The organism is Borreliella californiensis (assembly GCF_014205885.1).
GTDB lineage: Bacteria > Spirochaetota > Spirochaetia > Borreliales > Borreliaceae > Borreliella > Borreliella californiensis.
In genome coordinates this window covers 130,746-151,782 of sequence record NZ_JACHFB010000001.1, presented here as the reverse complement: position 1 = coordinate 151,782, position 21,037 = coordinate 130,746, and the positions used below count along the sequence as shown (strand labels likewise).

Genomic DNA, 21,037 nt, shown 5'->3' with positions numbered 1-21,037 from the left:
AGCCATAATAATTTTTAAATCTCTAATTTAAATTAATGCAATCAATCTTATCAAAATAATCAAGAAAAAATACTAATTCCTTGATTATCCAATTCAATTACCATCTTTTTAATGTGCTCAAGCTTTCTAACAATTTCTTCAGATAAACTTTCAGCTTGAGACAAAAAATCTTTAGCTTGCCTTAAACTGCTATCATTACGATTCTCTACCCTAAATATAATCAAAATTTCAGCTGCAAACTTATTAATATTTAAATAAGGAATGTATACTTCTTCCCACAACTGCCTGATGGCATCATTCTTAGGAGACAGTCCTTTATAAAACAATCCAAACCCATGTTTGGAAGAATCTGTTTGAAGAAATATTGACCTTTGTCCCTCAACAAGTAATCTTAAATTATTAATCCAAGAAAATTGCTCTGAGAGAATAAATTCCAGCTCCTTTAAAAATTCATCATTAGACAACATAAAAGTAGCAGAGCTAATCAAGGAATCACAGTTTCTTGTATAATAAGCCATATTAGCATCTATGCTTTCAAGATTTTCAATCAAAGAAGAAAATTCTTCTTGACTTCTTGAAAAACGCTTAAATATGCTCTCAAGATAATTAAGCTGTTCAAGAATCTCAGCAAAGAACTTATCAATATCAATCTGCAAATCATTAAGGTTGTGAGAAATTAAATCTTTAGAAACCTCTTCAATTTCCTTTACAGAAATCATATTCATAACACCTTTTGCCTGATCAGAAAGCCGCTTAATCTCATCTGCAACAACAGAAAATCCTTTACCATATTCTTTGGCTCTTGCAGCCTCAAGCTTTGCATTAAGAGAAATCATATTGGTAGCACCCAGAAAATTACTTATTGTTTCCAAACTGCCCTGAATTCCAACAATAACAGAAGATATTTGATTTAATTTTTCCTTATTATTTTTACCAAGATCACTAAAAATAACGCTTATCTGATCACGAGCATTATTTGTCATCTCAACAAAAGTGGAAAATATCTGATCAAAATCTTCTATTCCAGAAAACAAAATTCTTTGTAATGACTCAAATCCTACTTTTAGAGTAGAAATGGAAGCCTTGGTATGATAAAATCCCTTTAGCATTTCCTTAACAGGAGCTTTATATTCATAAGTACTTAAATCTTTTTTGTCATTACCGACATCATTTAAAAGATTTAAATCAACAACTTTTTTCTTTTTTTTAAAAAACGAAAATTTTTTCATAAGGGGATTCTACCACAAAAACTTTTTTTTGAATAGAGCCCCAAGTACTTAATTTGACACATTATTACAACTTCAATATCAAATCAAATACATCACTAAACAAAAAAATATTTTTACATTAAAATGGTAAAAATTAACTACTTTGAAATAAATTTAAGCTTTCATATTAAACCACAAAACCATCTAAAGATACAAATCATTCTCCTCATTTAATAAAATTTAAAACTAATTTTAAATTAAATTTACTTTCTTTTTACCCAAGAGTAACGCCCACTAACCTCATTATACTCGAAAAGAATATCTCTGTAAGAAAAAAAACATAAAAAAATATCTATAAACTCTTCTAATTTGGCCTTAACTTTTGGCAAGTTAAAATCATTATCAAAATTAAAAATATCGTCTGATTCTGCTTTAAATAATTTATCATCTTGTTTGAGAATAACTTTTTTGGGCTGCCAAAAAAGAACATTGATTTTCTTGTCCTGAAGAAAAAATCTATTAAATTCATAATCAAGATCAACTTGATCCGTTTTTGCTTCAATAATCCCAACAATAACGCATCTTTCATGATCAATTCTTTTAATCAAAACAGCATCTGTAAGCACAACTCTCTCACCAACTTCAAGAGCAAACTGCTCTTCTATCTCATATTGCTTATTAAAAGGAAGATTTGCAATTTTCCTGAAAAGATTAAGAAGTATGTACTTGGTGCTTATCTCCTTATTGCCTATTCTCAGACAAGGAATCTTCATTCTATACTTAAGCTCATCAAAAAAATATTTAACTAGCCTTTTCATTAAAATTGTTTTTCTAATGTCTTCTTCTTTCATTCAATCCTCCTAATAAAAATTGCCAAAAATTAAAGCTATTATATAAATATAATAAAATTCGAATCTTATTAAAGAAATAAAAACATTTTATTATTATACTAATTATAATTAAATCATTGCCTAAAATGAAAGGAAAAATTATGTTAATCAAATTTATGTTCTCAAATATCAATCTAATATTAATAATCAGTATGACTTTATTTAAAATATTATTAGAAATAATATACCGAAAGATATTATTAAAAAAAATAATTAACAATACCAACGCATTAAATACTCAAAAAAAACAATATAAAATAATTGTTGTCTTTATTTTAGCTTTAAATCATTTATTACAAAGTTTTTTAGTAAATGCTCTTATCAATTTATTCAATAATTTAATAACTCTTACTAACAACTCTCTTGGAAACTTAACAGACTTGAATTACAACATATTATCTGCAATACTAATATCTAGCATAACTTGGCTTGCATTTAGCTTGCCCAAAGTAATAAACGATATAATCTATGAAAAAAGACCATTTAATTTAACAATAGCTAATGCTTTTTTTGACCTCTTAATAATAATATTACTAACCATATTCTCTAAATTATTTTTAAGCTACAAAATATTGCAATTTGAGAACACTACAAACATTAATTTTGAAAACCTGCCTACTCATTAGACAACCAAATAGACACTCAAATGCAAGCTTTAATTAGCCCCATAAAAAGTTTGGCTGGATTTTCTATTCTTGTAATAAGTTCTGGATGAAACTGGCAAGCTACAAAAAATTTATTTTTAGGAATTTCTATTAATTTTGCCATTTTAAAATCACTTGAAAATCCAGATACTATAAGTCCATTTTTTTCAAATAAATCTATATAATCATTATTAACTTCATACCTATGTCTAAATCTTTCAATTATCCGACCTTGACCATAAAGCTTAAAAGCTATTGTATTCTTTTTAAGAATTACAGGATATCCCCCAAGCCTCATTGTAGCACCCTTATCTTCAATTCCCTTTTGCTCAGGAAGTAAATGAATAACAGGGCTTTTTAAAGGTTCATCTTTTACTAAATTTTCTTCCGTATCAGCATCAAGTATTCCGCAAACATTACGAGCAAATTCTATTACAGCAAGCTGCAAACCAAGACAAATTCCAAGAAAAGGAATATTATTCTCACGAGCATATTTAATAGCCATAATTTTACCCTCATATCCTTTGCCCCCAAAGCCGCCAGGAACAATAATACCGTCAAACTCCTTTAAACAGCTCTCATTCAAATCATTAGAATCAATTAAAGTGCTTTTAATAAGCAAATCTAAATTAGCTGCAACATGAACCAAGGACTCTCTAATTGATGCATAAGAATCATCAAGTTCAGCATATTTACCACAAACAGCAATATTAATAATTTTTTTAGGCGCAAAAAAATTGGATTTTATAACTCCTACAAGCTTTGAAAGCTCTTCTATTTTTGGATCAACCTTAATATTTAACTTAGAGCTTAAAATTTCATGTACCCCTTGTTTGTAAAAAGATATAGGAATTTCATAAATAGTAGAAACATCAACATTGTCAATAATAGAAGTACTCTCAACATTACAAAACATTGCCACTTTTTTTCTGATTTGATCTGTCAATACTTGAGAGCTTCTAGCAATAATTAAATCAGGAAAAATGCCCGCTTTATTTAGGGTTTTAACACTCTGTTGAGTAGGTTTAGACTTTTGCTCATTAATTCCAGCTGGACTTGGTACATAGGTTAAATGAATAAAAGCAATATTGCCACTTCCAATCTCCTGTCTTATTTGCCTTACTGTCTCAATAAATAAAATATTTTCCATATCTCCTACGGTTCCACCAATTTCAATTATTAACATATCGCTACTCTCAGAACTTGCAATCTGAAAAATTGTAGACTTGATCTCATCAGTAACATGAGGAATAAGCTGAACTGTTCTTCCTAAATATTTACCCTTTCGCTCATTTTCAAGTATCTTTTTGTATATTTTGCCCATTGTAATGTTCCAACTAGACTTCGCATTAAGATTTAAAAACCTCTCGTAATGACCAAAGTCCATATCAACCTCTCCTCCATCATCAAGCACAAAAACTTCTCCGTGCTCAACAGGATTAATAGTCCCAGGATCAGTATTTAAATACCCATCACATTTAATTGGAGTAACTCTAAAATCATATCTAAACAACCGTGCAATACTTGCCGATGTAACTCCTTTGCCAATTCCAGAGATCACTCCCCCTGTTATTACTAAAATCTTTAAGTTTTTTTTCATGTATACCCCAAAATTAAACCTTTAACTTTCAATCCAATTAAGCTTACGCTTAAAAAGAATTCACAAATTATAATAAAACATACTTACTTGCATTAAAACAAACAAAAATATTAAACTAAAATAAAAATTATTAATACTTAGCTAAAAAGCCATTCCTAAGCCATTGTTTTAAATCTTTCAAACTATTTTAATTATAATTAACAAAACAATATAATGATCCTTTAGTCAAATAGTAATAATTAAACATTGCTAAAAAAACTAAAAATCCAAGAATAGCAAACAAATTACTTTTTTTTCTAATACTTCCAAACTCTACTATCCTAAAATATGAAGCTAAATATAAAAAAAATCCCAAACTATAAACTATTTTAAAAAATAGGTCGCCTAAAAATCTATCAAAAGAAAAAATTAAATCTGAAGAACATGGCACATATTTAAAACCCCAATAAAAAAAAGATGTGAAAAAAAACAATAATACAATGGCCCCTAAAAAGAATATAAAAACCTTAACAAAAGGATGCGTTTTAAAAGCTATTCTAAAAAACATAAAGATTGGAAAAATAGATAAAAAATTAAAATAGCGAAAAAATAAAAAATCAGAAAGATATCTTAATTCTAAGAATGCGGCACCTTCACCTCTTAAAAAGAATGCACTATCTAGGAATAGAAAAATATTAACCCCTAAATAATAAATAATTATTAAAATCAAAGGCATAGCAAATAAATATTTAATTAAATTGAAAAAATAATGCTCAAAAGTTGAAACGGGTAAAGATAAATAAAGAAGATTTCTAAATGGATCGTGAATTACTTTGTAATAATCACACATGGTAAAAATTGATATAATCAAGGTTAAAATAAAAATTTTAGGAGCAAAAAATTTTAAAAAATCAGTTGCTGAAAAATTAAAATAAAATCTAACAAGCAAATAAGATATAAATATCATTCCTAAAATTTGAATTATTAATAAAGTGTAGAATTTTTTATTGTAAACAAAATCAAAATAAAATAAATTCAAAAATCTTTTTAAACTAAACATCTTTTTTAAGCTAAACATTTTTTACTACCTCTCCTTTTTATTTCTAGTAATATATAAAAAGAAAAATTCAATATCAACAGCTTCGTCTCCATTACTATTCTCAAAATAAAGCGCCTTAAATCCATTTTTATTTTTTTCATAATATAATTCATTTCCATTTAGTTCGCTATTAATTTTAATCTTATAATTTTTATTAATATAAGATACTGAATTGGAAAAAAGAATTGACTTTTCCCCAACAATAATTAAATAATCCACAGCTCCAGCCAAATCCCTTACATTGTGACCTGTAATAAAAATGACTCTATCATTTAAATTAGAAAGCATATTTCTAAAAACATTTTTTGAAACAATATCAAGACTATTTGTTGGCTCGTCAAACAACAAACAAGAAACATTTGTGGCTAGGGAAAATGCAATAATACTTTTTTTCTTCTGCCCAAAAGAAGCTGAAGATAGATCAAGAGAAATATCAAGATCGAAATCTAATAAATATTTTTTAAAATCTGCCTTATTAAAATTTGGATAAAATATCGATAAAGCTTTGCTATATTCAGCTAAAGACAATCTAGGAAGTGAAAATTCCTCAGGAATAAAAAACAAATTAACTAAATTCAAGGGGTCTCTTGGAAAAGCTGCTAAAGAGTTAAACAAAATTTTCCCTTTTAAAGGCTCTAAAAATCCACTTACAAGTTTAAGTAAAGTTGTTTTTCCAACCCCATTTTTGCCAAGAAGCAAATAGACTTGAGGGGTCTCAATGTTTAAATTTAAATCTGAGTAAACTTCTTTCCTACTATAGGAAAATTTTACATTAACAGCCTCAATGGCCATAAACACTCCTTAATATATTAAAAGTCAAAATATAAAAAAATAATTAAATCAAAAATATAAATTTAATTTTTTATAAAAAACTTATAAATAAATATAGAAAAATTTACATAAAGTCTTGAACTAAAATTCCAAATTTTTAGCATAACTCTAGGCAAAATTTGAATTTCATTAAATCCAAAACTTTTTGCATATTCATAACAATCTTGAAATTCAGACAATCCTTTAATCTCATCAAGAACAGAAATAAGCTTTTCTTTATAAGCCCTATAAACAAGCTTATCTGGAATATTCCAACTAATAATATAAATTTGTTTAAAAGAAATAAAATAATAAAATTGCAATAAAAATCTTTTATACAAATGCTGACATTCATCAAAAATACCTTCTTTTTTTAATAAAGTTTCCATTGTATTAAGAGATAATTTAGATTTATGTAAAACACTAATAGAAGAACTCATGCTTCCCATTCTTTGGAAATTAGTATAAAAATAATTATTTACAAAAGAAACTTTAGAGGCTTTTAAAAAAATTTGCATAACAAAAACTATGTCTTCAAATACAACATTTTGCTGACGAATATTATTCTTTAAGATTAATTCTCGTCTAATCAATTTATCCCATAACGTTCCAACAACAAAATTTTTCCTTCCAAAAGTCGCATAAACAGTAAAAAGCAAATTTTTAAACGCCTCCTTGCCTGTTAATGGATAATTGGGAAAAGGAAGTAAAGATTTTCTTTTTACATTTATTGCAAGAAAATAAACATAAAATTGAGAACAAACAATATCAGAATTATCTGCTTTTGCTCTATTATATAGAACTTCAAGCATGGTGCTCTCTACAGAGTCATCACCATCCCAATAAATAACATATTCCCCTTGAGCTTCAGAAAGTCCCCTGTCTCTAGAAACAGAAAGTCCCATATTTTTTTGACTAAAAATCTTAATAAAGCTGTACTTATTGGCATATTTTTCTGCTATCTCTAAACTACCATCATAAGAACCATCATTAATTAATATAATTTCTTTATCTTTTAATGTTTGATTAACAGCATCCTTTATCATTGCATCAAGAGTTTCAGCCGAATTAAAAAAACAAATAATAACAGAAACTTTATACTTATGCACAATATCCTCCAAAATAAAAACTGCTAAGCAAAATCAAAGCTAAAATACTGAACAACAAACTCTTTTAATTTTTTGCATAACAATTAAATTGTAATATATAATTAACAAGTTTATATTTTTTCAAACTTATTTTTAATGAAAAGTTTAGCAGAAATTGCTATATTATTAAAAGTAAAAAATTTAAAAAACATTAACCCAAATAAGGAGCTTGAATGCTTGAAATAATAAGTCTTGGAGGAGGAGTAATAAATTCAAATCAAATCAACATAGAATTCATTAAAAAATTTAAAAACTTTGTTTTTAAATGGCTGCTAGAAAATGAAAAAAGAAAAATCATTTTAATAGTTGGTGGAGGAAGAGTTGCAAGAGAATACCAAGACGCCTATAAAAATATCAACCCTGATTTTAAAGTTCATGAGCTTGATGAGATTGGAATAATGTCAACAAAGTTAAACGCAGAATTTCTGTGTAAAGTAATGAATCCACTTTGTAAAGACAAAATTGTCACCAATCCCTTAAAAAATTTTTCTTTTAAAGGGAAAATACTAATTGCTTCAGGATGGAAATCAGGATTTTCAACAGATTACATTGCCGTAAAATTTGCAGAAAAATTTAATAAAAAAGATATTATAAATATAACAAATGTAAATCAAGTTTATGATAAAGATCCAAAAAAATTTAAAAACGCAACCGCTTTTAAAAAATTAACTTGGAAACAATTGCAAAACATTGTGGGCCAAAAGTGGAATCCGGGCTTAAATTTACCTTTTGACCCAATAGCAACAAAACTATCTTCAAAACTTGGACTTACCCTTTACATAGTAAATGGAAATAATATTGAAAACTTAGAAAAAGTTTTTAACAAAAATAATGATTTTTTTGGCACTGTTATAGTAAAATAAAACTTGATGCCGGTATGGCGGAATTGGTAGACGCGCCAGACTCAAAATCTGGTGGAGGCAACTTCATGTCGGTTCGACTCCGACTACCGGTATTTTAATTACTTTTTTAGAAAATTTAAAATTATCAAGCATTACTAATAAAAATTTAAATGCCCCTCAATGTGCTATCTTTATTCTAAAATGAAATATTGAAAATCATTTTAACTATAATAAAACTTTAAAGTCTGCAAATTAATTAAAAATATAAACTTAAAATATCTTTGAGATTGTTTTCATTAAAGCTTCAGGATTAAAAGGCTTAACAAGCCAACCAGTAGCACCCGCTTTACGACCCTCATCAACCTTAGATTGCTCAGACTCAGTAGTAAGAACAAGTATAGGAACAAAGCTACCAAATTCCCTTATCTGTTTAATAACACCAATGCCGTCTAAATTAGGCATGTTTATATCTGTAATAACAAGGTCAAAATCTTTATCTCCTTGCCCAACTGCTTCTTTAAACTTTAAAACCCCTTCTAAGCCATCCTTTGCTTCTGAGACACCAAAACCATTTTGTTCTAAAATATAAGCAACGCTTTGCCTTATTGCTCTATTGTCATCAATAACCAAAATTCTTTTTTTCATCTAATTTTCTCCTAAAACCCTCCCAAAAGTATATAAAAATTAAAACAAAATTACACTACCTTCATCAAAGGAATGAATATCCTTGGCTTCCTCTATCAAAGATAATAAATGTTTTTTATGAACAAATAAAGTAAATCGATTAGCAATTCTATTAACAAATTCCTTATCTTCAATCTCAACAGATTGAATTCCAACTTTAGATAATTCTAGATTAAGATTGAAATTTATTTTGCTTTCCATATTGCTTAAAAAGTTGTCTATATCCAAAAGAGAATTTTTTAAATTTCTAACATTATAGACTTCTAATTTCATTTCTTCAAATATTTCCATAAATTCAATTGAAAAAACTTCATAAGACAAAATATTATCAATAGCTATATTTTTAATATCAAGAATATCATTTTTAATTTCCATAAATAATTTTTTAAATTTATTAAAATAATTTTTTTCAAGATAAAATCTATTATCATAATCCTTGACAACTTTTTCAAGAAAAAAGATTATTTGATCTAAAAATTCTATTCCCTTGGTAATATTAAAATCAATTTCTTTGATAATCTTAGACATTTCTGAAATATTACCTTCCATAGCTTTAAGTTCTGATCTTTTGACAACTTCTATCTTTGACGCTATATTAATATTTTGAAACCTAGCAGAAATAGCTGAAATATTTGAAAACATTAATTCTAATGATTTTATAAGCTTAACCTGTTCATAATATAAATTCAAAAAATTAGAATTATTCTTCTCAACATCATCAATTCTTCTAAGCAGATCAGACAAAATGCTAGAAAATTGTTCTATTATTTTAGGAATGTCTATGTACAAAGAATTATCAGACCTTAAATCGTTAATGGTTTGAATAGAGCCAAGAGAAGAATCAATAAATTTTTCAAAAACAGTATAATTTTTTTCAAGCTTTTCAAGAACATCTTTTACTATGACTTTTGATGTATCAGTAAAAACTGATAAAATTTTTAATTTTTGGATCTCGCTTATATCTCTAAATTTAAAAACATCAATATTAGAATACATAATATTTAAATGTTGCAAAGATTGAGTTAGCCTGTCTTGAAACTGAAGATAAGAAATAGAATTTACAAGTTTAAACTTAAATTCAGATAAAACTTTTAAAATATTATCATAAAGAGCAATAACGCTTCCTATTCCATCTGAAAAAGCATCTATTTTTTTCATTAAATTATCTCTAAATTCTTCAAGAATTTTATTTTCAGCCGTATTGCTTTCATATACCTGATTTTTAGCCCTATCTAAACCAATTTTAACTTCGCGCCCCTTACTTGTAAGTTGATCTGCCTGTTTGATCATAGATTGGGTTAAAACCTTAATTTCACTTGTAATATAAGAAAAGGCTCCACCAGCCTTACCCGCTCTCATAGCAACTGTTAAAGTATTAATAGACATTATTTCCATGTCAAGAGAGCTTTTTTTCATTTTTTCAATTACATCCTCAAGTATTTCTATATCTTTAACCTTACTCCGTATTATACTAAATTGAGATTCAAGAGAAGTTGTTGAAGAATTAAAGTAAGCAACAAAATCATCTAATGCCCCTATAATTTTAGCTATAAAATTATTCAAAGAAGCATCATTATCAAGATCAAGATTGGAAATCAAATCAATACTAAAAGATAAATCATTAGAATCTTTATAAATTTTTTCTATTAATTTAGGAATTGATTTGCTTAAATTTGAATAAATATGCCTTGCACTCTCATCAAAAACTTCAAGTTTATGAAATAAGGCTGCCAAACAATCATTGACATCAAAAAAACCATTATTGTCATTATCCATTACTAAGATCTCCTCAAAACATGATTAGCTATTTCGCTTAAAGGAAGGATTTTGTCTATGGCTCCTATTTTTATAGCTTCCATTGGCATACCAAAAACAACAGAAGTTTCTTGATCTTGGGCAATAGTATAAGCGCCATTTTTTTTCATTTCAAGCATACAAACAGCACCGTCATCTCCCATGCCTGTAAGGATAACTCCAATAGCATTAGAGCCTGCATACATTGCAGCAGACCTAAAAAGCACATTCACAGAAGGCTTATGTCTACTAACAAGAGGTCCATCTAATAAGTTTACAAAATAATTTCCGCTACTATATTTTACAATCAAATGATAACTTCCATTAGCAATTATTACAAGACCTGGACGAAGAATGTCTCCATCCTCAGCTTCTTTAATATCAATATTAAATTCATTGTTTAGGTTTTTTGCAAAAGATTTTGTAAACCCTCCCGGCATATGTTGAACAATAATAATTGGAGGAGAATCTTTTTTAAAAGACCTTAAAAAAATTCTTAAAGCCTCTGTACCGCCTGTCGAAGAGCCTACAACAATAATTTTGCCTGTTTTGCGCTTATTGAGAAGACCTTGATATTTAATAATAACATCTGGATCATTTTTGGGAGCAAAATTAATAACATCAGAAACTCTATAGCTTTTTCTTATACTTGAATCTTTTAAACTACTTTCACTCAGCTCTACTTTAGAATTACTAGAAAAATCGGGTGCTTGAATCCTTTTAACTTCAAAAGAAGATATTAATTTATTTTTGCCTAGATTTTTCAACTCCAGTTTTATTAAAGCTAAATACTTACTGCGGAATAAATCAACTGTAAGCTTAAAATTAAGCTTATTTATTATTAATCTAACCTTTTCTTTGCTTTGCTCAAGACATCCAAAATTTGGAAACATTTCATTTTGCGCAATAAATACAACCGGAAGAGATATGTTATTAAGAACATTGTTTAAAGAATTCCCAAAATTAGATCTTGCTGTATTCTCATCAATAATAACTAAATCGGGAAACTTTTGTAAAAATACATTAATAAGATTTAAAGAATTAAAACCAGCATTTAATATCTCAACATCATTATCTTTAGAAAAAGCTCTAACAAAAACCTGCTTTATAAGACCTTGAATGTCAATTACTAATATCTTCATTGTTATATTTTAATATTTTTAACCTTTAAAACCAAAAACCTGCATTTTCTATTTTCTTTATTTTATAAGTTTGGTTATTGCATCTATATCAATAACTAAAGCTAAACTTCCATCGCCAAGTATAGTAGCTCCAGAAACACCTTCTACTCGAGAATAAATTTTACCTAAAGCTTTTATAACGGTTTGATGTTGCCCTAAAACTTCGTCAACCACAATGCCCATTTTCCCGCTATTTGTATTTACAACAACAACTTGCTCATTTAAACTCTTCTCGTTAGAAACCTGGAAAAACTCTCTAAGCTTAATATAACTAATCATACTGCCCCTATAATTCATTACATTGCTTTTAGTCTCAATCCCATCTACTTGAGGAATCAACTTATTAGATTCTAAACAAGACTCAACATTAGAAAGAGGAACAATAAAGTGCTCATCTTTTACTCTGACAAGCCAACCTTCAATAATAGCCAAAGTCAATGGAAAAATTAACTTAGTTCTCGTATATTTGCCAAATTCACTTTCAAGTACAACATGTCCTCTTAAGGATTCAACCTGTTTTTTAACAACATCCATGCCAACTCCACGACCTGATATACCAGTAACAGAACTTGCAGTTGAAAATCCAGGTTCAAAAATCAAATTATAAACATCAATATCTGATAAAGTTTTGGCAACTGAGTCAGAAATTATATTACGCTCTATAGCTTTTTTAAGTATTTTATTTTTATCAAGCCCTCTTCCATCATCCTCAATAATAACAATAACAGAATCTCCAGATTGACAAGCTGAAAGCTTAATAATACCTTTAGGATCTTTTCCTAAACTTTCTCTCTCTTTAGACGATTCAATTCCATGATCTATTGAGTTGCGAACTAAATGAACCAAGGGTTCATTTAGCTTTTCAATAATACTTTTGTCAAGAACAGTGTCACCTCCATAAGCATGATAAATAATTGACTTACCAAGGCTAGTAGATAGGTCTTTTACTATCCTTTGAAATTTTACAAACAAAATCTCAATAGGAACTGTTCTAAGCCCTGTTGTATAATCCCTAAGCTCATTAATAAGTAAAGAAAATTCTGCTGATATTGAATTTAAAATATTGCTATTTCTATTTTCAGCTTCTTTTGAAAGTTTTGATTGTATTGTAACAAGCTCTCCAACAAGATTTACCAAATGATCAAGCTTTTTGGAATCTACCTTAATACTAGCAATATTAACCTTGCTTCTAGCAGTATCATCTTGAACATTAGATCTATTTTTATCTCCATTTAAAAAGGATTTCCCAACAAATTGCGATTTTTCAAATGAAGAATTAGCAGAATCTTTGCTATCTCTGTCTAGGCGCAATAAATTAAAATTTTTAGGCTCTACATTATCGCCCTCATCTGCCTCTAAACATTTATCCAATTCTTGAACATCAATTTTTGATTGAGAATCTAAAAATGTAAAAATATCTTCAATACTCTCTCTACTCTCTTCTGTGTCTAGTCTTATTTCCCAAGCAACATAAACATTATCAGGAGAAATAAGATCTAAATCAGGAATGTCATCTACCTTTGCTCTAACATAACCACTACCTAAATTAATCAACTTACTCAATAAATTTATAGGCTTGTGCCCATGAAATAAAATACCCTTAGCCGGAGAAAAAAGAATTTTGTAACTCTTAAATTCAGACTGCAAAGCCTCATCATCAAATTTATTCTCTGAATTTACTTTAACAGACTCTTCTAAAACCAAGCTGCTATCAGACTTTAAAAAATCATTTTCTAAAGTTTCTTGAAAAATACCCTTAACATCATTAGAAGTCTCAAGAACCTTTTTAATTTCATTTATCAAAAACTGTTTACGCTTATCAAAGTCGATCTCAGAAATTACTTCATCGCCTTCAATAAGCTCTCTAATAAAATCAACAGACATTAAGGCAGCATCAATAACAGCCTGATTAAAAGTGGCCTTACCATTTTTTACAACATCAAGAACTGTTTCTATTTCGTGGACAAGCGATGCTGTAAAATTAAAGCCAAACATACCAGAGCTTCCCTTTATGGTATGCAAATTTCTAAAAATAGAATTAATAATCTCTTGATCTGAGCTTACTTCAAGCTTAAGAAGTGCTTGCTCAATATCTGAAATATTTTCTATTGATTCTTCCTTAAAGGAATTCTTAAATTTATCAATAACATCACTACTATCCATAAGCTTTCCTTAAATCTAAAATCCAACTAAATTAAGTCCCAAATCAAAACTATCAACATCTTCAATATCTACTAAAAACCCGCCATATATTAATGAACTTAAAACCTCATCAGATGGATACTCAATTTTTACAAACAAATTTTTATTCTTAGCATACTTATTAGATGCATACAAAATTTGTATAAAAGTAATATCTATTTTTTCAACATTTGAAAGATCAATAATAAGAGTATCCCCTTCTTTCATCTTTTTAAAAATATGCAACAAATCTTCTTTTACCTTAAAAATACTATTTATTACAAGCTCTCCTTCCGGCCTATAAATCATGACTAAAAACTCCTATTGCTGCTGATATTCAGGATCATATATTGTTGTATTTCTAAATTTAGAAAGCTCTCTAACATCAAATAAATTTTCTACATTTAAAATAATAATAAACTTATCATTACTCTTGCCAATTCCTGAAATAAATTTTGAATTAAACCCTGATCCAATCTTAGGAGCATCATCAATACTAAATGGATCTAATTCAAGAACTTCATTGACATAATCTACTAAAATTCCAAGATTAAATTCATCTCCCCCGTAAACTAAATTTAATATAATAATATTTGAAATGTTAACTCCCTTATTTCTCTTTTTATCATCCTCATCAACAGCACGATCACTCATTCCAAATTGTTTTCTAATATCAATTATTGGAACGATTTTACCCCTATTATTTATTATTCCTGCCATATAATTGGGAGTTCTTGGAATTTTTGATATCTTAGTGTATTCTAAAACCTCAACAACATATTTAATCTCAATAGCATAAAGTTCATCCAAGCTAAATAAAAGATACTGACTTAAAGAATCTTGCACATCTGAATCTGTGCCCATAAACGCCCCTTTAATATAATTTAAATCGCAAATAGAATGCTAATATCAAGATTAATATTACCTCATATATTCATAAATACAAATTAGAAGTTAATAAAATTTAACTTCTGATAAACAATAAAAAATATAATTTTAAAAGAATTCTATCTTATAATTTAAGGTAGAAAGTTGTAGTTTGTAGTTTATTAAGTTAAATTTAACGTAAAAAAGTTAACAATGCAAAGCAAAAACAAACTAATCAGATTATTAATAATTATTATATTATTTTTCAATGCTGAGAATATTTTCACAAACGAAAAATCTAAAAACAACATAACCAGTCAAAACAGTAAAGCTATTCCAAAAATAGAAAGCTTAAAAACAAAAACTAAAATAAAATTTGGCTTTATTCTGCCTTACCCTACTGCAATAGAATTCAGTATCAATAACTTTGACATTGGGGTAGGAATAACAATATTGAGTGTCTCGGAATTTTTTCCAAAATCACCAATAGCATTGCTATTTAAAACATATTGTGACTATATATTTTTAAATTCAAGAATTAAAAATTCAAATTTTATCTTTTTCTTGGGATCTGGTCTATTTTTTGAAATAGGTAAAATTACAAACTCAAATTTAACAAATGTTTCTTCAGGGATTACTTATAAAATTGGAGTGGGCTTGCCCTTAGGAATAATATATGAGGCTTATTATGACATTATTGAAATTATAATAAAAACAACACCATCAATTTTTATTGGCCAAATGCCTAACGGAAATTTAATATTTCCAATAAAAGGCAACTTTTCTATTGGAATAAAAGGCGCTTTTAAGATATAGTTTTCACTTTTTAGATAAAAAAAATTATTGAACTAAAATTGTTTAAAAACTAAAGTGTTGTACTTAGGAGACAATGACGCAATGAAAATAAAAATAATTATTATGTCAATTATTATTTTACTTTTATTAGCCCCAATCTCGGGATTTGCTAATTCAAAAGAATCCTCAAGGGGTAAATTTGGAGCAGGGATTATACTTCCATTACCAATTGCTCTACACATTAATCTAGGAAGCTTTGATCTTGACATTGGTCTTTACAGCGGAGTAAACAATTTATTTTCAGACTGGAAAACGCTGTTTATAGCATTGGACTATATTTTCTACATATATACATTCCCAGGAGCTGCTAATATTTTGGATTTTTCAGTTGGCGCAGGAGGATATGGAACAATATGGTTTTCAAGATTTGGAGGCAGTAAATCAGGCTCAGGACCAATTAGCATTGGAGCAAGATTGCCTTTGGCTTTAAATATTGCAGTATTTAGAAAGAAATTCGACATATTTTTACGAATAGCACCGGGACTTGGAATGAACGTTTGGAGCAATGGCGTTGGATTTAGGTGGGAAGTATTTGCAGGTTTAGGACTAAGATTCTGGTTTACTTAATAATAAGATTCTTTTTTTAAAAAATAGTAGTTGTTAAAAAATCAAACCGCTCCCAAAAACTTTAACATAAGATTTAAGATAAAAGATCTTGTTTTTATTGTTTTAAAATTCAAAAATAAAATATAATAATAAGACAAAATTTGGGAGACAGCGGTGAAAAAAATCTTTATATTATTTATCATGATTGCAAACATATCTACGAATAGTTTTGCAAAAGATTCATATTTAAATAGAGGAATTGGCTTTGGAGCAAGTATTGGAAATCCAATTATTAACTTAATAATGTCACTTCCTTTTATTGATTTTGAAATAGGCTATGGTGGCAGTAATGGAATAAATTTATCAGGCCCCAAACTTGAATCAAAATTTTATGATTTTAATTTATTAGCAATAGCAGCGCTTGATTTCATTTTTACAATATCTTTGATAAAAAATTTAAATTTAGGAATTGGAATAGGAGGAAATATAAGCATGTCGTCTTCCACATCTAAATTAATAAATGTAGAATTGGGATTTGGAATAAGATTTCCATTGGTTATTTTTTACGACATTACAGAAAATTTAGAAATGGGTATGAAAATAGCACCTTCAATAGAATTCATCTCAAATACAAGATCTCTTGCACAACACAGAACCTACTCGGGCATAAAATCAAACTTTACCGGAGGAATATTTGCTAAATATTATATCTTCTAATACTAATTCTTTCTAATTCATTTAATTTATTGCCAATCGCTATGAAAAAATTCACCTCGTTTTGAGTCTAATCTCTCAAAAGAATGAGCACCAAAAAAATCTCTTTGTGCTTGAATTAGATTGGAAGGTAGATAATTAGTAGAATAAGAATCTAAAAACGAAAGGCTGGCATAAAATGCCGGCAAAGGAATTCCAATCTCACTAGCCTTTGAAATTATTCTTCTTAAAGATTTGTGATTATTTTTTAGCAAATCTAAAAAATAATCATCAAAAAGCAAATTAATAAGATGAGGATTTTTATCATAAGCCAATTTAATCTTATCTAAAAAACTGCTACGAATAATGCAGCCTTCTCTCCAAACCAAAGAAATTTTACCTAAATTTAAATCCCAACCATAATTCAAAGACGCAGTCTTAAGCATCATAAAACCTTGAGCATAAGCTACTATTTTTGAAACTAAAAGAGCATAATAAAGATCTAAAATCCAATCACTAAGCTCAAACTCAAAAGAAGAAGTATCCATCTTAAGCAAGTCGCTAGCAATAATCCTTTCGTGCTTCAACCCCGACATAAATCTTGAAAAAACGGATTCAACAATTAAATTTACAGGCATACTAGATTCAAGAGCATCAATAGATGTCCAAACACCAGTACCTTTTTGATTTGCAATATCTAAAATCTTATCAACTAAATATTCATTATTTTCTTTATACCTAAGAATCTTAAAAGTTATTTCTAGTAAATACCCTGAAAGATCGCCTTCATTCCATTTCTCAAAAACTTCAGAAATTTTTAAATTATCTAAGTTGAAAGCTTTTTTCATGAAAAAATAAACCTCACTGATAAGCTGCATATCAGCGTATTCCACCCCATTATGTATCATTTTAACATAGTGCCCAGAACCGTTTTCGCCAATATAAGTCGAACAAATATCATTGTTTTTGGTTTTAGCTGCAATTTTATTTAACATGGGCTCAAGAATTTCATAAGCTGATTTACTTCCTCCATACATTAGCGCAGGACCAAATCTTGCTCCTCTCTCCCCTCCAGAAATTCCAAGTCCTACAAAATAAATGTCCTTAGCAAACAATTCTTTTTCCAATCTCATTGTACTCTTATAGTGAGAATTTCCACCATCAATAATTATGTCTGATTTATTCATAAAGGGCAAAATTTGTTCAATAACCTTTTCTACAGCCGAACTTGTTACCATTAAAATGATTTTTTTTGGAGTTTTTAAGCTTTTAATAAAAGATTCAATATCCTTAAAGCCATTTATCTTTTTATGAGAATTTTGTTTAACAAAAATTTCAGTTTTTTCACTATCTCTATTGTAAACAGAAACATTAAAACCGTTATCAGCAATATTTAGAGCTAAATTGCTACCCATAACGCCAAGCCCATAAATTCCTACATCCATTGCATTCTCCTTGATTCTAATTTTCTATTTTAAACAAATTGCTTTATTTATTATTTTTAGATTATGTTATATTATAAAAAAAGTAAAGATTAAATTGAAAAGGAAAAACTATATGAAAAAACAATTTGATACAGAAGTAAATGATTTGCTTTATTTAATCATCCACTCTCTTTACTCACATAAAGAAATATTCTTAAGAGAATTAATATCAAATGCGTCTGACGCCATTGATAAACTCAAGTTTTTAAGCTTAACAAACGAAAAATTCAAAAACATCGTTTTAGAACCAAAAATAGAAATATCATTTGATGATAAAAACATCCTAATTAAGGATAATGGAATTGGAATGGATGAACAAGATTTAATTAATCATCTTGGAGTAATTGCAAAATCAGGAACTAAAGAATTTATTAACAATTTAAAACAAGATGAAAAAAAATCTGCAAGCCTAATTGGCCAATTTGGAGTTGGATTTTACAGCGCATTTATAGTATCAGAAAAAGTAGAAGTTACATCAAAAAAAGCACTAGAAAGTGAGGCTTATATTTGGTCTAGCGACGGTAAAACAGGATATGAAATAGAAAAAGCTAAAAAAGAAGAGCCGGGCACAGAAATAAAGCTTCATCTTAATAAAGAAGGTCTTGAATATGCCAATAAATGGAAAATTCAAGAAATTATCAAAAAATATTCAAATCACATAAATTATCCCATTTATATTAAATACAACGAACCTATAATGAAGGACGGAAAACAAGAGGGAGTAGAAGAAAAAGAAGAAAAATTAAATGAAACTACTGCTCTTTGGACAAAAAATAAAAGCGAAATTAAATCAGAAGAATATAGTGAATTTTATAAAAATACAACCTTTGATTATGAAAATCCATTGATGCATATTCATACAAAAGCCGAAGGAAATTTAGAATATACCAGTTTATTTTACATCCCAAGTAAAGCTCCTTATGATTTATATTACCCAAACACTAAACCTGGGGTAAAACTATTTATAAATAGAATCTTTATTACAGATTCTGAAGGCAGCTTGCTTCCAAACTATCTAAGATTTATAAAAGGAGTTATAGACTGCCAAGATTTACCGCTCAACGTAAGTAGAGAAATTTTACAGCAAAATAAAATTTTGTCTAAAATAAAATCATCTTCTGTAAAAAAAATTCTAAGCGAGCTTGAAAAGCTAAGCAAAAAAAATCCTGAAAAATTTTCAGAATTTTCTAAAGAATTTGGGAGATGTATTAAAGAAGGCGTTTATTCTGACTTTGAAAACAGAGAAAAGCTTATTTCATTAATAAGGTTTAAATCCTCAAGTGTAGATGGGTTTGTGTCTTTTAAAGAGTATAAAGAAAGAATAAATGAGAGCCAAAAAAGCATTTACTATATAACAGGTGGTAAAGAAAATATATTAAAAGAAAACCCAATAGTAGCTGCCTATAAAGAAAAAGGATTTGAAATCCTAATCATGGACGATGAACTTGATGAGGCTATCTTAAATCTAATTCCAGAATACGAAGGGTTAAAACTAAAAGCAATAAATAAAAACGAAACCAGTAATGAATTAAAAGATGAAAATTTCAAAAAAATTGAAGAAGAATTCAAAGACACCCTTATAAAAGTAAAAGAAATCCTCAAGGATCACGTAAAAGAAGTCAATCTATCAGCAACATTGATAAAAGAGCCTTCAGCAATAATAATTGATAGCAACGATCCAACTTACCAAATGCAAAAAATCATGCTGTCAATGGGACAAGAAGTAAAAGAAATTAAGCCAATACTTGAATTAAATCCTAATAATAGGATAGTCCAAAATTTAAAAAATCTAGAGCCTGAAAAATTAGAAAAAATAAGCATACTCCTTTTTGAGGAGGCCATGCTAACTTCAGGAATGCCTAGCAAAAATCCAGGAAAATTTATAAATATAATAAACGAATTTATAGAAAAAGGATTCTTATAAATTAAAAGTAAAAAGAGAGAGCTCAAAACTCTCTCTTTTTACTTTTTAACTCGCAACACCAAATCTTTGCCTGCTATAACAGGCTTTGTTTGAGATATTTTATGCCTAATTTCTTCTGTCAAAACAGTTGAAGACAACAAAACATATTCAGAATCATTTTCAAGCCTTCCAAAAGAATATTCTATGCTTGAAACTTCATCAGAATTTGCAATAACAACTGGAGTAATAACGGATTCTGAATGCTCTTTCAAATATTCAAGATCAAGTCTAATAATAACTTCACCTTGTTTAACATTAATACCCTCTTCAGCAACTCTTGTAAAACCCTTGCCATTTAAATTAAGAGTATTAATTCCAAAATGAACAAAAATTTCAACGCCCTCTTTAGTTTCAAGGCTAAAGGCATGATTGGTTTTAAAAATTTTACCTATTTTCCCATCACAAGGCGCTAACAACTCATTACTTGTTGGAAGAATTGCAATTCCATCACCAACTATTTTTTCAGCAAAAGCTTCATCAGGAACCTTATCAATTGACATAACTTTTCCACTAATCGGAGCAATCAAATCCAATGTAGCGGTTTTTTTAAAAAAATCTAAAAACCCCAT

The 21,037-nt window shown here is 28.3% G+C and carries 20 protein-coding genes and 1 tRNA gene; 7 read left to right on the top strand and 14 right to left on the bottom strand.

Annotated features, from left to right (window positions below; genetic code table 11):
- Positions 1 to 59 precede the first annotated feature (59 nt).
- Together HNP67_RS00795 and HNP67_RS00790 are read right to left on the bottom strand one after the other, a co-directional pair.
- Positions 60 to 1,229 (bottom strand): methyl-accepting chemotaxis protein, encoded by a 1,170-nt coding sequence (locus tag HNP67_RS00795; RefSeq protein ID WP_184124091.1) that lies wholly within the window; start codon positions 1,227 to 1,229, stop codon positions 60 to 62.
- A gap of 242 nt (positions 1,230 to 1,471) precedes the next feature.
- Positions 1,472 to 2,059 (bottom strand): hypothetical protein, encoded by a 588-nt coding sequence (locus tag HNP67_RS00790; protein WP_184124090.1) that lies wholly within the window; start codon positions 2,057 to 2,059, stop codon positions 1,472 to 1,474.
- A 140-nt stretch (positions 2,060 to 2,199) separates the two neighbouring features.
- Here HNP67_RS00790 and HNP67_RS00785 point away from each other — a divergent pair, with 140 nt between their 5' ends.
- Positions 2,200 to 2,724: a DUF1761 family protein gene (locus HNP67_RS00785; RefSeq protein ID WP_184124089.1), complete on the top strand. Its 525-nt coding sequence runs from the start codon at positions 2,200 to 2,202 to the stop codon at positions 2,722 to 2,724.
- Between the two features lie 16 nt (positions 2,725 to 2,740).
- On the opposite strand, the gene pyrG is transcribed toward HNP67_RS00785, so the two are convergent.
- The 4 genes from pyrG to HNP67_RS00765 form a co-directional block, all read right to left on the bottom strand.
- Entirely contained in the window at positions 2,741 to 4,342 is a 1,602-nt protein-coding gene (gene pyrG / locus HNP67_RS00780) for a glutamine hydrolyzing CTP synthase (RefSeq protein ID WP_184124088.1), read from the bottom strand.
- Between the two features lie 187 nt (positions 4,343 to 4,529).
- Complete coding sequence (locus HNP67_RS00775; RefSeq protein ID WP_184124538.1) at positions 4,530 to 5,381, bottom strand: hypothetical protein; 852 nt, start codon at positions 5,379 to 5,381, stop codon at positions 4,530 to 4,532.
- Positions 5,382 to 5,405: 24 nt separating this feature from the next.
- A complete protein-coding gene (locus tag HNP67_RS00770; protein WP_184124087.1) occupies positions 5,406 to 6,212 on the bottom strand; it encodes an ATP-binding cassette domain-containing protein in 807 nt (268 codons plus the stop codon).
- A 62-nt stretch (positions 6,213 to 6,274) separates the two neighbouring features.
- Positions 6,275 to 7,351 carry a glycosyltransferase family 2 protein gene (locus tag HNP67_RS00765; RefSeq protein WP_184124086.1) on the bottom strand — a complete coding sequence of 359 codons (1,077 nt, stop codon included), beginning with the start codon at positions 7,349 to 7,351 and terminating at the stop codon, positions 6,275 to 6,277.
- Positions 7,352 to 7,551: 200 nt separating this feature from the next.
- On the opposite strand from HNP67_RS00765, the gene pyrH reads away from it, so the two are divergent.
- Positions 7,552 to 8,241 carry a UMP kinase gene (pyrH, locus tag HNP67_RS00760; protein WP_184124085.1) on the top strand — a complete coding sequence of 230 codons (690 nt, stop codon included), beginning with the start codon at positions 7,552 to 7,554 and terminating at the stop codon, positions 8,239 to 8,241.
- 8 nt (positions 8,242 to 8,249) lie between these two features.
- Positions 8,250 to 8,333, top strand: a tRNA-Leu gene (locus HNP67_RS00755).
- 157 nt (positions 8,334 to 8,490) lie between these two features.
- On the opposite strand, the gene HNP67_RS00750 is transcribed toward HNP67_RS00755, so the two are convergent.
- The 6 genes from HNP67_RS00750 to HNP67_RS00725 are packed head-to-tail and all read right to left on the bottom strand — an operon-like array spanning position 8,491 to position 14,924.
- On the bottom strand, positions 8,491 to 8,865 hold the full coding sequence (locus tag HNP67_RS00750) for a response regulator (RefSeq protein ID WP_002557158.1): 375 nt from the start codon (positions 8,863 to 8,865) through the stop codon (positions 8,491 to 8,493).
- A 39-nt stretch (positions 8,866 to 8,904) separates the two neighbouring features.
- A complete protein-coding gene (locus tag HNP67_RS00745; protein ID WP_184124084.1) occupies positions 8,905 to 10,680 on the bottom strand; it encodes a BB0569 family chemotaxis protein in 1,776 nt (591 codons plus the stop codon).
- A 2-nt stretch (positions 10,681 to 10,682) separates the two neighbouring features.
- Positions 10,683 to 11,840, bottom strand: coding sequence for a CheB methylesterase domain-containing protein (locus HNP67_RS00740; protein WP_184124082.1), 1,158 nt, complete (start codon positions 11,838 to 11,840; stop codon positions 10,683 to 10,685).
- 57 nt (positions 11,841 to 11,897) lie between these two features.
- Positions 11,898 to 14,042, bottom strand: a complete 2,145-nt coding sequence (locus HNP67_RS00735; RefSeq protein ID WP_184124080.1) for a chemotaxis protein CheA — start codon at positions 14,040 to 14,042, stop codon at positions 11,898 to 11,900.
- Positions 14,043 to 14,057: 15 nt separating this feature from the next.
- Positions 14,058 to 14,369, bottom strand: a complete 312-nt coding sequence (locus HNP67_RS00730) for an STAS domain-containing protein (RefSeq protein ID WP_071983507.1) — start codon at positions 14,367 to 14,369, stop codon at positions 14,058 to 14,060.
- A 12-nt stretch (positions 14,370 to 14,381) separates the two neighbouring features.
- On the bottom strand, positions 14,382 to 14,924 hold the full coding sequence (locus HNP67_RS00725; protein ID WP_184124078.1) for a chemotaxis protein CheW: 543 nt from the start codon (positions 14,922 to 14,924) through the stop codon (positions 14,382 to 14,384).
- Between the two features lie 216 nt (positions 14,925 to 15,140).
- Here HNP67_RS00725 and HNP67_RS00720 point away from each other — a divergent pair, with 216 nt between their 5' ends.
- The 3 genes from HNP67_RS00720 to HNP67_RS00710 all read left to right on the top strand — a co-directional run bounded on the left by HNP67_RS00720 (position 15,141) and on the right by HNP67_RS00710 (position 17,045).
- Positions 15,141 to 15,743, top strand: a complete 603-nt coding sequence (locus tag HNP67_RS00720; protein ID WP_184124076.1) for a BAPKO_0422 family outer member beta-barrel protein — start codon at positions 15,141 to 15,143, stop codon at positions 15,741 to 15,743.
- A gap of 81 nt (positions 15,744 to 15,824) precedes the next feature.
- Positions 15,825 to 16,349 (top strand): DUF3996 domain-containing protein, encoded by a 525-nt coding sequence (locus tag HNP67_RS00715; RefSeq protein WP_184124074.1) that lies wholly within the window; start codon positions 15,825 to 15,827, stop codon positions 16,347 to 16,349.
- 153 nt (positions 16,350 to 16,502) lie between these two features.
- Complete coding sequence (locus HNP67_RS00710; RefSeq protein WP_184124072.1) at positions 16,503 to 17,045, top strand: DUF3996 domain-containing protein; 543 nt, start codon at positions 16,503 to 16,505, stop codon at positions 17,043 to 17,045.
- 26 nt (positions 17,046 to 17,071) lie between these two features.
- Here the strand turns inward: HNP67_RS00710 and gnd are convergent, their stop codons facing one another.
- Positions 17,072 to 18,466, bottom strand: coding sequence for a decarboxylating NADP(+)-dependent phosphogluconate dehydrogenase (gene gnd, locus HNP67_RS00705; RefSeq protein ID WP_184124070.1), 1,395 nt, complete (start codon positions 18,464 to 18,466; stop codon positions 17,072 to 17,074).
- Between the two features lie 112 nt (positions 18,467 to 18,578).
- Between gnd and htpG the strand changes: the two genes are divergently transcribed.
- The gene (gene htpG, locus HNP67_RS00700) at positions 18,579 to 20,429 is read left to right on the top strand and encodes a molecular chaperone HtpG (RefSeq protein WP_184124068.1); all 1,851 of its coding nucleotides are present in this window, start codon (positions 18,579 to 18,581) and stop codon (positions 20,427 to 20,429) included.
- A 38-nt stretch (positions 20,430 to 20,467) separates the two neighbouring features.
- On the opposite strand, the gene crr is transcribed toward htpG, so the two are convergent.
- Positions 20,468 to 21,037, bottom strand: coding sequence for a PTS glucose transporter subunit IIA (gene crr, locus HNP67_RS00695; protein WP_184124066.1), 570 nt, complete (start codon positions 21,035 to 21,037; stop codon positions 20,468 to 20,470).

Coding starts and splice junctions, on each gene's coding strand:
- HNP67_RS00795 (WP_184124091.1), bottom strand. CDS start 1,229: ATGAAAAAATTTTCGTTTTTTAAAAAAAAGAAAAAAGTTGTTGATTTA.
- HNP67_RS00790 (WP_184124090.1), bottom strand. CDS start 2,059: ATGAAAGAAGAAGACATTAGAAAAACAATTTTAATGAAAAGGCTAGTT.
- HNP67_RS00785 (WP_184124089.1), top strand. CDS start 2,200: ATGTTAATCAAATTTATGTTCTCAAATATCAATCTAATATTAATAATC.
- pyrG (WP_184124088.1), bottom strand. CDS start 4,342: ATGAAAAAAAACTTAAAGATTTTAGTAATAACAGGGGGAGTGATCTCT.
- HNP67_RS00775 (WP_184124538.1), bottom strand. CDS start 5,381: ATGTTTAGTTTAAAAAGATTTTTGAATTTATTTTATTTTGATTTTGTT.
- HNP67_RS00770 (WP_184124087.1), bottom strand. CDS start 6,212: ATGGCCATTGAGGCTGTTAATGTAAAATTTTCCTATAGTAGGAAAGAA.
- pyrH (WP_184124085.1), top strand. CDS start 7,552: ATGCTTGAAATAATAAGTCTTGGAGGAGGAGTAATAAATTCAAATCAA.
- HNP67_RS00750 (WP_002557158.1), bottom strand. CDS start 8,865: ATGAAAAAAAGAATTTTGGTTATTGATGACAATAGAGCAATAAGGCAA.
- HNP67_RS00745 (WP_184124084.1), bottom strand. CDS start 10,680: ATGGATAATGACAATAATGGTTTTTTTGATGTCAATGATTGTTTGGCA.
- HNP67_RS00740 (WP_184124082.1), bottom strand. CDS start 11,840: ATGAAGATATTAGTAATTGACATTCAAGGTCTTATAAAGCAGGTTTTT.
- HNP67_RS00735 (WP_184124080.1), bottom strand. CDS start 14,042: ATGGATAGTAGTGATGTTATTGATAAATTTAAGAATTCCTTTAAGGAA.
- HNP67_RS00730 (WP_071983507.1), bottom strand. CDS start 14,369: ATGATTTATAGGCCGGAAGGAGAGCTTGTAATAAATAGTATTTTTAAG.
- HNP67_RS00725 (WP_184124078.1), bottom strand. CDS start 14,924: ATGGGCACAGATTCAGATGTGCAAGATTCTTTAAGTCAGTATCTTTTA.
- HNP67_RS00720 (WP_184124076.1), top strand. CDS start 15,141: ATGCAAAGCAAAAACAAACTAATCAGATTATTAATAATTATTATATTA.
- HNP67_RS00715 (WP_184124074.1), top strand. CDS start 15,825: ATGAAAATAAAAATAATTATTATGTCAATTATTATTTTACTTTTATTA.
- gnd (WP_184124070.1), bottom strand. CDS start 18,466: ATGGATGTAGGAATTTATGGGCTTGGCGTTATGGGTAGCAATTTAGCT.
- htpG (WP_184124068.1), top strand. CDS start 18,579: ATGAAAAAACAATTTGATACAGAAGTAAATGATTTGCTTTATTTAATC.
- crr (WP_184124066.1), bottom strand. CDS start 21,037: ATGGGGTTTTTAGATTTTTTTAAAAAAACCGCTACATTGGATTTGATT.